This window comes from Streptomyces sp. Pv4-95 (assembly GCF_045782725.1).
Classification (GTDB): Bacteria; Actinomycetota; Actinomycetes; order Streptomycetales; family Streptomycetaceae; genus Streptomyces.
The window spans coordinates 1865793-1878839 of the sequence record NZ_CP127172.1 but is presented as its reverse complement, the minus strand read 5'-3'; the positions used below and the strand labels follow the sequence as shown (position 1 = coordinate 1878839).

General features: G+C 71.4%; 12 protein-coding genes. 6 read left to right on the top strand and 6 right to left on the bottom strand.

Going from position 1 to position 13047, the window contains the following annotated elements; genetic code table 11:
- Nucleotides 1–68: 68 nt before the first annotated feature.
- The 4 genes from QOM21_RS08475 to QOM21_RS08460 form a co-directional block, all read right to left on the bottom strand.
- Nucleotides 69–335 (bottom strand): SCO5918 family protein, encoded by a 267-nt coding sequence (locus QOM21_RS08475; protein ID WP_407549134.1) that lies wholly within the window; start codon nt 333–335, stop codon nt 69–71.
- A gap of 135 nt (nt 336–470) precedes the next feature.
- Complete coding sequence (gene aceB, locus QOM21_RS08470; RefSeq protein ID WP_407549133.1) at nt 471–2099, bottom strand: malate synthase A; 1629 nt, start codon at nt 2097–2099, stop codon at nt 471–473.
- A gap of 224 nt (nt 2100–2323) precedes the next feature.
- Entirely contained in the window at nt 2324–2935 is a 612-nt protein-coding gene (locus QOM21_RS08465; RefSeq protein WP_407555611.1) for an NTP transferase domain-containing protein, read from the bottom strand.
- Nucleotides 2936–3072: 137 nt separating this feature from the next.
- Entirely contained in the window at nt 3073–3300 is a 228-nt protein-coding gene (locus tag QOM21_RS08460; RefSeq protein ID WP_407549132.1) for a hypothetical protein, read from the bottom strand.
- Nucleotides 3301–3624: 324 nt separating this feature from the next.
- Here QOM21_RS08460 and QOM21_RS08455 point away from each other — a divergent pair, with 324 nt between their 5' ends.
- Together QOM21_RS08455 and QOM21_RS08450 are read left to right on the top strand one after the other, a co-directional pair.
- Nucleotides 3625–5442 carry a serine/threonine protein kinase gene (locus QOM21_RS08455; protein ID WP_407549131.1) on the top strand — a complete coding sequence of 606 codons (1818 nt, stop codon included), beginning with the start codon at nt 3625–3627 and terminating at the stop codon, nt 5440–5442.
- A 291-nt stretch (nt 5443–5733) separates the two neighbouring features.
- Nucleotides 5734–6024, top strand: a complete 291-nt coding sequence (locus QOM21_RS08450; RefSeq protein WP_407549130.1) for a DUF5955 family protein — start codon at nt 5734–5736, stop codon at nt 6022–6024.
- Between the two features lie 97 nt (nt 6025–6121).
- On the opposite strand, the gene QOM21_RS08445 is transcribed toward QOM21_RS08450, so the two are convergent.
- A complete protein-coding gene (locus QOM21_RS08445; RefSeq protein ID WP_393897525.1) occupies nt 6122–6925 on the bottom strand; it encodes an IclR family transcriptional regulator in 804 nt (267 codons plus the stop codon).
- Between the two features lie 270 nt (nt 6926–7195).
- On the opposite strand from QOM21_RS08445, the gene QOM21_RS08440 reads away from it, so the two are divergent.
- The 4 genes from QOM21_RS08440 to alc all read left to right on the top strand — a co-directional run bounded on the left by QOM21_RS08440 (nt 7196) and on the right by alc (nt 12180).
- Nucleotides 7196–7969, top strand: a complete 774-nt coding sequence (locus QOM21_RS08440; protein WP_407549129.1) for an aspartate/glutamate racemase family protein — start codon at nt 7196–7198, stop codon at nt 7967–7969.
- Nucleotides 7970–8034: 65 nt separating this feature from the next.
- The gene (locus QOM21_RS08435; RefSeq protein ID WP_407549128.1) at nt 8035–9573 is read left to right on the top strand and encodes an NCS1 family nucleobase:cation symporter-1; all 1539 of its coding nucleotides are present in this window, start codon (nt 8035–8037) and stop codon (nt 9571–9573) included.
- A 142-nt stretch (nt 9574–9715) separates the two neighbouring features.
- Nucleotides 9716–11059 (top strand): allantoinase AllB, encoded by a 1344-nt coding sequence (gene allB / locus QOM21_RS08430; RefSeq protein WP_407549127.1) that lies wholly within the window; start codon nt 9716–9718, stop codon nt 11057–11059.
- Complete coding sequence (gene alc, locus QOM21_RS08425; RefSeq protein WP_407549126.1) at nt 11056–12180, top strand: allantoicase; 1125 nt, start codon at nt 11056–11058, stop codon at nt 12178–12180. Before allB ends, alc begins: the two co-directional genes overlap by 4 nt.
- Nucleotides 12181–12340: 160 nt before the next feature.
- Here alc and QOM21_RS08420 read toward each other — a convergent pair whose 3' ends face one another.
- On the bottom strand, nt 12341–13036 hold the full coding sequence (locus QOM21_RS08420) for a transcriptional regulator (RefSeq protein WP_407549125.1): 696 nt from the start codon (nt 13034–13036) through the stop codon (nt 12341–12343).
- Nucleotides 13037–13047: the final 11 nt, after the last annotated feature.

The following is a 13047-nucleotide window of genomic DNA, read 5'->3' as shown; positions in this document are numbered from 1 at the left end:
GGGTGCGAGCGCCGTCGTCGGGCCCGGAGAGCGGGGCGTGGCCGGGGCGGGCGAGCGTGCCCGTCCGGTCACAGGAAGGGCGTCGGCTCCGGAGCGGCCGGGCGGGGCTTGCAGGTGAAGCCGAGCTGCCGCAGCGCCCGGACGATCTCACCCGTGCTGAAGTCCCGCGGGTCCTGGCCGGTGACGATGCGGCCGACCTGCTTGACGGGGTAGGCGGTGGTGCCGACCACGACGGAGTCCCCGTCGATCGGCTCCGGTTCGACCGTGCTCATCTTCTGCTCCACCTCACTCGCCTGGAGATAGAAGAAAACGCCGGCAATGGTGACGCGCATCATGCCTCAACAAGGGTGAGCAGGAATGGAGCCCGAGACCTCAGCCTCTCATGAAACCGCGCGCCGGAAAGGCCCCGGCCGGTGCGGGCCGGGGCCTTTCGGCGTGCCGGATCCGGCTTCCGCCGGACCCGGCGCGCATCAGCCGAGCAGCTCGTACGCGGGCAGCGTCAGGAAGTCCGCGTAGTCCGCGTCGAGGGACACCTGGAGCAGCAGGTCGTGCGCCTGCTGCCACTTGCCGGCGGTGAACGCGTCCTCGCCGACCTCGGCGCGGATGTCGGCCAGGGCCTTGGATGCGACGGTGCGCACCAGGTCCGCGGTCGCCTTCTCGCCGTTCTCGAAGACGACGCCCGCGTCCACCCACTGCCAGATCTGCGAGCGGGAGATCTCCGCGGTGGCGGCGTCCTCCATCAGGCCGAAGATGGCGACGGCGCCCAGGCCGCGCAGCCATGCCTCGATGTAGCGGGTGCCGACCTGCACGGCGTCGACGAGGCCCTGGTAGGTGGGCTTGGCGTCCAGCGAGTCGATCGCGATCAGGTCCGCGGCCTTGACGTCGACGTCCTCGCGCAGCCGGTCCTTCTGGTTCGGCTTGTCGCCGAGGACGGCGTCGAAGGAGGCGCGGGCGATGGGCACCAGGTCGGGGTGGGCGACCCAGGAGCCGTCGAAGCCGTCGCCGGCCTCCCGGTCCTTGTCGTTCTTCACCTTGGCCAGGGCCTGCTCGTTGGCGGCGGGGTCCCTGCGGTTGGGGATGAAGGCGGCCATGCCACCGATCGCGTGCGCGCCGCGCTTGTGGCAGGTGCGGACGAGGAGTTCGGTGTACGCCCGCATGAACGGGGCGGTCATCGTCACCGCGTTGCGGTCCGGCAGGACGAACTTGGCGCCGCCGTCACGGAAGTTCTTGACGATGGAGAAGAGGTAGTCCCAGCGGCCCGCGTTGAGCCCGGACGCGTGGTCGCGCAGCTCGTAGAGGATCTCCTCCATCTCGTACGCGGCGGTGATGGTCTCGATCAGGACGGTGGCGCGCACCGTGCCCTGCGGGATGCCGACGTAGTCCTGGGCGAAGACGAAGATCTCGTTCCAGAGGCGGGCCTCCAGGTGCGACTCGGTCTTCGGCAGGTAGAAGTACGGGCCCTTGCCGAGATCCAGCAGACGCTGGGCGTTGTGGAAGAAGTACAGGCCGAAGTCGACCAGCGCGCCGGGGACCACCTGGCCCTCGAACTGCAGGTGGCGCTCGTCGAGGTGCCAGCCGCGCGGCCGCATCACGACGGTGGCGAGCTCCTCGGCGGGCTTGAGCGCGTAGGACTTGCCGGAGCGCGGGTCGGTGAAGTCGATCCGGCGCTCGTAGGCGTCGATCAGGTTGAGCTGCCCGGTGACGACGTTCTCCCAGGTGGGAGCGGAGGCGTCCTCGAAGTCGGCGAGCCAGACCTTGGCGCCCGAGTTGAGCGCGTTGATCGTCATCTTGCGGTCGGTGGGGCCGGTGATCTCCACCCGGCGGTCGTCGAGCGCGGCGGGCGCGCCGGCGACCCGCCAGCTGTCGTCCGCGCGGATCTGCGCGGTCTCCGGGAGGAAGTCCAGCGTGCTGGTCCTGGCGATCTCCGCCCGGCGCTCGGCGCGGCGGGCGAGCAGCTCCTCGCGGCGGGGGGTGAACCGCCGGTGGAGCTCGGCCACGAAGGCGAGTGCGGCGTCGGTGAGGACCTCGCCCTGCCGTGCAGGGGTGTTGTCGGGGTCGACTTCGACGATGGCCAGCGGGGACGGCGCTGGTGCGGACATGAGCTGTCACTCCATTCAGCGGCGGTGCCTGGCGGCCGCCGGGGCGCCCGAGCGGCACGGGGTGCCGCGGGCTCCGAGATACGGTCGCGGGCGCCGTTTGGATTCAGGGCGCTTCTGACCAGTGGAGAGTAGTTTCCTTATCGCGGAACTTCAATGGTTTGTTGACATCGAGATTCTCCGAGTCGACAGAAGTCATGATCAAATGGCTCTGGGTGCCATCGCGGTCACTCTCGATTACCCGAATCCCGGCCACTCGGCCCCTCCAGCCGGTGCAGATCCTCCGGGGTGTCGATGTCGTACGCCTCGGCCACATCCGCGCACTCGACGAGCCGGATCGCCTCCGTGTGCCGCCGGAGGTAGTCCCGCGCCCCCCGGTCACCCTCCGCGCTCGCCGCGATGTCCGCCCACCGCGCCGACCCGAAGAGGACGGGATGGCCCCGCCGCCCCTCGTACGCCGCGGCCGCCAGTGCGTCGGCGCCGTCGTACGCGGCCACCACCCGTGCCACCGCAGCGGCGCCGATGCCCGGTTGGTCCACCAGGGACACCACCACCGCATCCGCCCCCGACCCGGCCAGTGCCGTCAGTCCCACCCGCAGTGAGGACCCCATGCCCTGCGCCCAGTCGGGGTTGTCGGAGGTGTCGTACGCCGTGAGATCGGCGACCTCGCGCACCGTGTCCGCGGCCGCGCCCAGCACGATGTGCACCGGGCCGCAGCCGCCCTCCCGCAGGACGCGTGCGGCGTGCTCGACCAGCGGTCGCCCCCGGTGGTCGAGCAGTGCCTTGGGCCGCCCGCCCAGCCGCCGCCCGCCGCCCGCGGCGAGCAGCAGCCCGGCCACCTTCCCCCGGGGCGGCCGGGCGCCCCCCGCTTCCCTTGTCGTGATTCCCGGCTGTGCGGCCGGTGTTGTGGGTGCCATGGGAACTGCTTACCGCACGGCGGCCCGCGGCGCGGCGCGCGGTCCGCCGCATCAGGGCGTCACGCCGCGTCGTCCGCGGCCGCCCGCGGGCGGGGGATTCTCGGGCGCAGCCGGTCGCGGACGTGGTGCGCCTTCTCTTCCTCCCGACGGCGCTCGTTGACGTAGCGGTATATGTGCTCGACGGTGATTTCGGACGCGTCGGACAGGCCGTACGCCCGGCAGATGAGCTGCACGACGCTGACGCGGCGATGGTCCGGGCCGGGTTCGGGGCCGTTGTTGGACTCCATGACAGTCTCCGATCCAGTGATATGCCGGACATTTCCCCGGAAGGGAGAATGCTCCATCCCCTTCCGCGCTACGCATCGGATCGCGCACGCCCACACCAACGGGTGTCGGGGGGAACGCATGTCTGACGCATAATCAGCCCTGCTGTGGGCAACGCGCGAAGGGCGCGCTCGAAGCGAGATCGAAACCTCGCTCTTCGGGCAAGGCGCAAACTTCGACGGGCACGGATGTCACCACGCCCCGCCGGTCCGGATAAAGTGCTGACCCGTTGCGGATATCGAGGCCGTCGTGTCGACGACGGGCCCATTTCTCAGTCGGGGGACGTCGTGGTGAACAGTGTGGGCCCGTCCGGAATCTTCCAGCCGCTGGAAGGTGACGACCCGCGGGTGATCGCGGGCTACCGCCTCTCGGCGAAGCTCGGCGCCGGCGGCATGGGCAAGGTCTATCTCTCCTACACGCCCGGTGGGCGGCCGGTCGCCATCAAGGTGATCCGCCCCGAGTTCAGCGAGGACGCGGAGTTCCGTCGCCGCTTCAAGCAGGAAGTGCAGTCCGCGCAGCGCGTCCAGGGCCTGTTCACGGCCCCGGTCATCGACAGCGACGCCGAGGGCCCCAGCCCCTGGCTCGCCACCGCCTACGTCCCCGGACCGTCGCTCTCCGCCGCGGTCGCCGAACACGGCCGGCTGCCGGTCTCCACCGTGCTGCTGCTGGTGGCCGGTATCGCCGAGGCCCTTCAGGTGATCCATGGCGCGGGCATCGTGCACCGCGACCTGAAGCCGTCCAACGTCCTGCTGGCCGCGGACGGTCCGCGGGTCATCGACTTCGGTATCGCGCGCGCCGCCGACGCCACCTCGCTCACCAGCAGCGGCGTCACGGTCGGCACTCCCACCTTCATGGCCCCCGAGCAGGCCGCGGGCAGCACCATCACCCCGGCCACCGACATCTTCGCGCTCGGTCAGGTCGCGGCCTACGCGGCCATCGGCACCCCCGCCTTCGGTGAGGGAACCTCGCACGGCGTGCTCTACCGCATCGTCCACGAGGAGCCGGACCTGACCGGACTCCCCGACGAGCTGCGGGACTTGGTCTCCCGCTGCCTGGCCAAGGACCCCTCGGAGCGCCCGTCCGTCGCCGAGGTGATCGCCCTGTGCGGCGAGGCATCAGGCCAGACGCAGCTGCGCCGCCCCGAGGAGTGGCTGCCCACCGCGGTCGCCGCGGACATCACCACGCGTACCGCCGCCCCCGCGCCGGTGCAGACCCCGCCGCCACCGCTGCAGGCGCCGGCCTCCCAGGCCGCCGTCCCGCAGCCGCCCACGCAGCCCGCGCAGCCGCCCACCCCGCCGCCGGTCCAGCAGGTGCCGACGGCGCTGAACCAGCCGCAGACCCCGCCGCCCGGCTACGGCCCGGCCGCGTACGCGCCGACCGCCACCGGCACGGCGCCGGTCCCGCCGATGTCCGGCGGACCGGGCGCCACCGGCCCGATCACGGCCATGCCGGCCCCGCAGCCCCCGAAGAAGAAGCGCAAGGGCCTGGTGACCGCCCTGGTGCTGGTCTGTCTGCTGGTGTTCGCGGGCGCGGGCGGCGGCGCCGTCTACTACGTCATGAAGGGCGACGACACCAAGAAGAACTCCCAGGCCGACGACAAGACGAAGAACGCCGACACCGCCCCGTCGCCCAGCGATGGCGCCACGGGTGCGACCGGAGCCGACACGGGCGACAACGCCCAGGCCCCGAAGCAGGATCCGGAGCCGGTCGACTTCAAGGGCATCAACCTCCCCGACGAGTACCACCTGTCGGTGGCCGAGGAGCCGGTCAAGCCCAGCAACGCGGACAACTCCTCGGACGTCGACTTCGCGTACCAGGACAACAACTACTCCGACGACCAGGTGGAAACCCAGACCGGCAAGCTGGTGCTGCTCGACGCGGGCCAGCAGGGCACGCTGGACACCTGCCGCAGCGACACCCGGTTCACCGAGACGATCCTGACCAAGCGCCTGAGCAAGGGCTCGCAGATGTGCCTGACCACCAGCTACGGCCACGTCGCGCTGATCACCTTCAGGGGCTACGCGCCCGAGTCGTCGCCGAGCAAGTACATGACCGTCGATGTGCGGGTGTGGCGCAACGCGGTGGAGCCCGAAGAGAACTCCTGACCCGCCCGGCCCGACCGCGCCCGCAGGCGCGGTCCGCCGCTGCTCACGATCCCCGTCACGACCGGTGCGCCGGCCGGGCGGGGATCGTCCGTGTGGTGCCGCCGCACGGACCGGCCGGCGCAACGGGCGCGGCGGCGGCACCGTGCGGCACGGCGCGTATCCGGACGGTGATCAGATTTTTTCGCTCTCCGTATGGCGCGGTCACCACAGAGTGGCGTTAACTGGCCCGCATTGCGAAACGGGTCAACGTCCTTGGAGAGCGCCGTCGTTGTGGAACAGAGGCAGAGGCGAGTGACCGGGGTCGAGGATGATCCGCGGGTCGAGGAGCTGCGTGGCGCGGTGGCCCGCCTGCGCCGCCAACTGGCCGTACTCCCAGGGGAATTACCCGACAGGGCGGCCGCCGATGACGAACTGGCCGCACTCGACGCGATGGTGAGTCATGGGATGCCCGAGGTGCCCAGGCTGCGCCGTTCGCTGCTGCTGATCGCCGGGGCGGTCGGCTCGGTCAGCGCCCTCTCGCCCGCGCTGACCGACGTCCGGGAGGGCATCGACCGCTTCGGGGAGCTGCCGCGCAGCCGATGAACGGTTGCGCGGGAAAGGCCGAGGGCCGGGGGCGTACGCCTCCCGGCCCTCGGTTCCTCCGCTGCGGTCGAGCGTTGCTTCGGGGTCCGTAGCCGGATCAGGCCGGCGACTGGTTGGCCAGCGCGACCGACAGCTGCGCCGCGACGTCCTGGAGCACCGGCACGATCTTGTCCGTCGATGCCTCCGTCACCCGGCCGGTCGGGCCCGAGATGGAGATCGCCGCGGAGGTGGGGGAGTTGGGCACCGGTACCGCGAAGCAGCGGACGCCGATCTCCTGCTCGTTGTCGTCGACGGCGTAGCCGAGCCGGCGGACATCGGCGAGCGAGGCGAGGAAGGCGTCCGGGTCGGTGATCGTCTTCTCGGTGGCGGCCGGCATGCCCGTACGGCCGAGGAGCGCGCGGACCTCCTCCGGCGGGTGGTTGGCCAGGAGGGCCTTGCCCACGCCGGTGGAGTGCGGCAGCACGCGCCGGCCGACCTCGGTGAACATCCGCACCGCGTGCCGGGAGGGCACCTGGGCGACATAGACGATCTCGTCGCCGTCGAGCAGTGCCATGTTGGCGGTCTCGCCGGTCTCCTCGACCAGACGGGCCAGGAACGGCCGCGCCCAGGTGCCGAGCAGTCGCGACGCGCTCTCGCCCAGCCGGATCAGGCGGGGGCCGAGGGCGTACCGGCGGTTGGGCTGCTGGCGGACGTAGCCGCAGGCCACGAGCGTGCGCATCAGGCGGTGGATGGTGGGGAGCGGGAGCCCGCTGCTGCTGGAGAGCTCGCTCAGGCCGACCTCGCCGCCTGCGTCTGCCATCCGCTCCAGCAGGTCGAAGGCGCGCTCGAGGGACTGGACGCCGCCGCTGGCGCCTGCGGGCTTGGCTTCGGCGGCGGAGGTGCTGGCGCTGGACGGCGGCACGTCGCGTTCCTTTCGGGGCGGGGCGGATCGGTCTCGGCTGGGTCATGCCCTGGGGCTTTGCGGGCGCCGGGCCCGACCGGAGCAGCCTACCGGTCCCCTTCCGCGGACACACTGTCTCTCGCACACTCGTTCCCGCCGGTCAGCGACCCGGCGTCATGGAGCGGCAATGCGTTAGTCGCGATCCCTTGACGGTGCCAGTGGCCGTAGCTACGTTCTGCTGCGCGAAACCTACTGTCCATTCTGTGGAATCCTCCAAATCGCTGGAGCGTCATGCGCATTCTCGTCATGAACCCGAACACCACGGTTTCCATGACCGCCTCGATCCGCGCCACCGCCACCGCGGCCGCCGCGCCCGGCACCGACATCGTCGCCACCGAGCCCCTGTGGGGCCCGGAATCGATCGAGGGGCACTTCGAGGGCTATCTCAGCGCCGCGGCCGTCCTGGATCGGCTCGCCACCCTCGACACGCCCTTCGACGCGCTGGTCATGGCCGGATTCGGTGAGCCGGGCAGAGAGGGCGCCCAGGAGCTCCTGGACGTCCCGGTCCTGGACATCACCGAGAGCGCCGCCCAGATGGCGATGATGCTGGGCCACGCCTACGGCATCGTCACCACGCTCGACCGCGCCGTACCGCAGATCCAGGACCGGCTGCTGACCGCGGGGCTGCTGCAGCGCTGCGCCGCCGTACGCGGCACCGGGCTGGGCGTGCTGGAGCTGGAGCAGGACGAGGCGCGCACCGTCGAGGTGATCATCGAGACCGCGCGCGAGGTCGTCGCGGCCGGCGCCGAGGTGATCTGCCTGGGCTGCGGCGGCATGGCCGGGCTCCAGGAGAAGGTCTCCGCGGCACTCGGAGTGCCCGTGGTGGACGGCGTGGCCGCCGCGGTGAAGTTCGCGGAGGCGGTCGTCGGACTCGGCCTCGCCACCAGTGCCCACCGCAGCTTCGCGCCGCCGCGTCCGAAGGAGATCGGATCCTGGCCGCTGAGCGCGCACCTTCCGTCGGAGCGGGTGGTGGGCGCAAACTGTCACACCGATTTTTCACGTTAGACATCAGACATCTGATAACTGGCATCTGATAACCGAAGCTCCACCCCACCTGCCTGGGAGGACTTGTGACGACACCCCCGAAGCCGGACCCGCGGCTCTACAACGAAGACCTGGCGCCGGCTCCCGAACGCAAATGGGGCACGTACAGCATCTTCGCGCTGTGGATGTCCGACACCCACGCGATCAGCAACTACGCCTTCGCCGCCAGCCTGTTCGTGCTGGGGCTGCCGGCCTGGGAGGTGTTCCTCGCGCTGCTCGTCGGCATCTCGATCGTCTACTGGCTGATGAACCGCATGGGCCACGCGGGCCACCGCACCGGCGTTCCCTATCCGGTGCTGGCGCGTGCCAGCTGGGGTGTCTACGGCGCCAACATCCCGGCGCTGCTGCGCGCCGTGATGGCCGTGGCCTGGTACGGCATCCAGACCTGGCTCGCCTCGACCGCGGTGGTGCTGCTGACGCTCCAGGTCGCGCCCGGTCTGGACGCCTACAACCACAACTCCGTGCTGGGGCTGTCCACCCTCGGCTGGATCGCCTTCCTGGTGATGTGGGGGCTGCAGGCCGCCCTGCTGACCCGCGGCATGGAATTCATCCGCAAGGTCCAGGACTTCGCGACCGGCCCGGTGGTCTGGCTGGTGGTGCTGGCGCTCGCGGTGTACCTCGTCGTCGAGGCCGACGGCGGGATCTCGCTGACCCGCAGCCTCACCGGGCTGAGCGGCTCCGCGCAGCTCGAACAGAGCCTGATCGCGGTCAGCCTGACCGTCGCCACCTTCCTGACCCTGGTCCTCAACTACGCCGACTTCGCGCGCTTCACCCCCGACCACCGGTCCTACCGGCGCGGCAATCTGATCGGGCTGCCGGTGAACTTCACCGCCTTCGCGGTGGTCGCCGTGCTGGTCACGGCCGGCACCATCTCGGTCTTCGGTGAGGCGATCTACGACCCGGTGAAGGTGATCGAGAAGATCGACAACCCGGTCGTGACGGTCATCGGCGCGCTGTCCTTCATCATCGCGACCATCGGCATCAACGTCGTCGCCAACTTCGTCTCGCCCGCCTACGACTTCGCCAACCTCGCGCCCAAGTACCTGAACTTCAAGCGCGGCGGCATGATCACGGCGGTGCTGGCCATCGTCGTCATGCCGTGGAAGCTGTACTCCTCGGCGCTGGTGATCCAGTACTTCCTGGGGGCGCTCGGCGCCTTCCTCGGTCCGCTGGTCGCCATCCTGCTCGTCGACTACTACCTGATCCGGCGCGGGCGGATCGACGTGGACGCGCTCTTCTCGGCCGACCGGGAAGGCGAGTACTTCTACCGCAAGGGCTACAACCCGAAGGCCGTCGTCGCCTTCCTGCCGGCCGCCGTGGTGTCCGCGGCGCTCGCCCTGGTGCCCGCCTTCGGCGCGGTGGCGCCGTTCTCGTGGATCTTCGGCATGGGGCTGGCCGGCGGGCTCTACGCCCTGGTCTCGCGCCGCGGGCGGGAGGCGGCCGACGCCGGCCCGGTTCCGGAGGACATCATCACCTCGCAGGTCAGGGGCGTGGCGGAGCAGGAGCACGCGGTCGCGGAGGCGCCCGTGGCGGCCGTCCGGCCGGTGCCGGCCGAAGGGTCTTGACGGGGTGAGGTCCGAAGTGAAGACTGCTTCAACAGTCTGTTGAAGCCGAGATTCCGCGGTGCGGGCTCCACGGCTCATCGGCGGCCGTGCGCCCCGCCCGCCATCACGCGACGATGAAGACACGAATCGAGAAGGGGACCCGGTGTCCGAGGTAGAGCTGGTGCTGCGCTCCACGCGCGTCGTCACCCCGCAGGGGACGCGTGCCGCGTCCGTCACCGTCCAGGACGGGAAGATCGCGGCGGTGCTGCCGCACGACGCCGAGGTCCCCGCAGGGGCGCGGGTCGAGGACGTCGGTGACGATGTTCTGCTGCCCGGCCTGGTGGACACCCACGTCCACGTCAACGACCCCGGCCGTACCGAGTGGGAAGGCTTCTGGACGGCCACCCGCGCGGCGGCGGCCGGCGGGATCACCACCCTCGTGGACATGCCGCTCAACAGCCTCCCGCCCACCACCACCGTCGATCACCTCGACATCAAGCGCGAGGTCGCCCGCAGCAAGGCGCACATCGACGTCGGCTTCTGGGGCGGCGCCATTCCCGGCAACGTCAAGGACCTCCGCCCGCTCTTCGACGCCGGGGTCTTCGGCTTCAAGTGCTTCCTCTCGCCCTCAGGGGTGGACGAGTTCCCGCAGCTCGACCAGGAGCAACTGGCCGCCGCCCTCGGTGAGATCGCCGGCTTCGACGGTCTGCTGATCGTGCACGCCGAGGACCCCGGCCACCTCGACGCGGCCCCCGAGCCGCACGGCCCCAAGTACGCCGACTTCCTCGCCTCCCGTCCCCGGGTCAGCGAGGACGACGCCATCGCCGGCCTGATCGCCCTCGCCAAGCGGCTCGACGCGCGGGTCCACGTGCTGCACCTGTCCTCCAGCGACGCGCTGCCGCTGATCGCCGCCGCCAAGGCCGAGGGCGTCAAGATCACGGTCGAGTCGTGCCCGCACTTCCTGACCCTGACCGCCGAGGAGGTCCCGGACGGCGCGACGGAGTTCAAGTGCTGCCCGCCGATCCGTGAGTCGGCCAACCAGGACGCGCTGTGGCAGGGCCTGGCCGACGGCACCATCGACTGCATCGTCTCCGACCATTCGCCCTCCACCGCCGACCTCAAGACCGCCGACTTCGGCGCGGCCTGGGGCGGCATCTCCTCCCTCCAGCTCGGCCTGCCGGCCATCTGGACCGCGGCCCGCGAGCGCGGCCACACCCTGGACGACGTCGTGCGCTGGATGGCCACCGCCCCCGCGGCGCTGGTCGGTCTCGGCCACAAGGGCGCCATCGAGCCCGGCAGGGACGCCGACTTCGCGGTCCTGGCGCCCGAGGAGACCTTCACCGTCGACCCGGCCGCCCTCCAGCACCGCAACAAGATCACCGCGTACGCCGGGAAGACCCTGTACGGCGTCGTGCGGTCCACCTGGCTGCGCGGCCGGCAGATCAACGACGGTGCCACGCTCGCCGAGCCCACCGGCGAACTCCTCGAAAGGCCGCACCGCACATGACCACCGCCGACCTGCCCCGCTTCACCGGCGACGCCGCGCCGTTCGGAGGCGGTGACCCGTACGCCGACTACCGCACCGCCGAGTTCCCCTTCGCCCACCTCGCCGACCTCGCGGACCGGCGGCTGGGAGCGGGCGTGGTCGCCGCCAACGACGAGTTCTTCGCCGAGCGCGAGAACCTCCTCAAGCCCGAGCCCGCCCACTTCGACCCCGAGGCCTTCGGCCACAAGGGCAAGATCATGGACGGCTGGGAGACCCGGCGCCGCCGCGGTGCGGACGGCGCGCACCCCTTCCCGACGGACGAGGACCACGACTGGGCCCTGATCCGGCTCGGCGCGCCCGGCGTGATCCGCGGCATCGTCGTCGACACCGCGCACTTCCGGGGCAACTACCCGCAGTCCGTTAGTGTCGAGGGCGCCTGCGTCGCCGGCTCTCCCTCGCCCACGGAACTCCTCGCCGACGGCATCGAGTGGACACCGCTCGTGCCCCGCACGGCCGTCGGCGGGCACGCCGCCAACGGCTTCGCCGTCGACGTCGAGCGGCGCTTCACCCACCTCCGGCTCAACCAGCACCCCGACGGCGGCGTCGCCCGCCTGCGGGTCCACGGCGAGGTCGTCCCGGCCCCGGAGTGGCTGGCCGCGCTGGGTACCTTCGATCTCGCGGCGCTGGAGAACGGCGGCCGGGTCGAGGACGCCTCGGACCGCTTCTACTCCTCGCCCACCAACACCATCCGGCCGGGCCGCTCCCGGAAGATGGACGACGGCTGGGAGACCCGGCGACGGCGTGGTTCCGGCAACGACTGGGTGCGCTACCGCCTCACCGAGCAGGCCGTGATCCGCGCGGTCGAGATCGACACCGGCTACCTCAAGGGCAACGCGGCCGGCTGGGCCGGGCTGCTCGGGCGGGACGGCGCGGACGGTGAGTGGACCGAACTGCTGCCCCGTACGCGGCTGCAGCCCGACACCGTCCACCGGTTCCTGCTCCCGGCGGACGCACCGGCCGTCACCCACGTCCGGATCGACATCTACCCCGACGGCGGGATCGCGCGGCTGCGGCTGCACGGTTCGCTGACCGCCGAGGGGGAGCGGCGGCTGCGCGCCCGCCACCAGGAGTGGGGCGGCTGAGCCCCGGCGGCAACGACCGTCGCAGTGTGGGCACCCCCGGTCCCGGGGGTGCCCACACTGCTTCGACGCCGGCATCCCGGAACGTCCGCCGCCCATGGCGCACTTCCGGAACCCCGTATCCAGCCGCCGCCGCGTGCCGCGTGATACGGGACCTCGCGGGTCAGGAGCGGTTCACGGGACCGTCCGTGAGGGAGTGCCAGAACATCAGCTCGTACGCCTGGAGGAGCCGCCCGTAGCGGTGCGCGGCCTCCGGACGCGCCTGACCGGTGTCCAGGCCGTGCTGGAGTGCGGCGTCGGCGCGGTCCGCCACGTCCGGAGCCGGCTCGGTGAAGAACGTGAAGAAGCCCAGGGCCGACTCCGGGAAGCCGTAGTGCGCGCGCATCGCGTCGGCGACCGTGCCGCAATAGGCGCCCCAGGCCGCGAAGTTGGCGCTGAGCGCGATCACCACGTCGGTCGGCTCCGCGCCGAGCGCGAGCCGCGCCGCGTAGGAGGGGTACGCCTGGCAGCCTGGGTGCGGCTCGTAGGCGGAGATCTCCCGGTCGGTCAGCTCACAGGCGTCGGCCAGGCCGGCCAGCTGCTTGAGGGCCAGTGCCTCGCCCTCGGCGAGCAGATCGAAGAAGTCGGCCACCGGTGGATCGGCGTCGGCCCGGCGCGCCAGGTGCTGGAAGCTGAGCCGGTCGGCGGCGATGATCTGGTGCTGTTCCAGGGCGAAGGCGGTGAACACCGCGCGCGGCGCCTGACCTGCCGCGATCTGCGCGACCACCCGGTTGGTGCCGGAGCCCGGGGCCAGGGCGCGTACGGCGTCGTCGAGGACGGCGGCCGCCGTCGGGCGGGCGGTGTCGGCGGATCGGGCCATCGTGTCGGGTC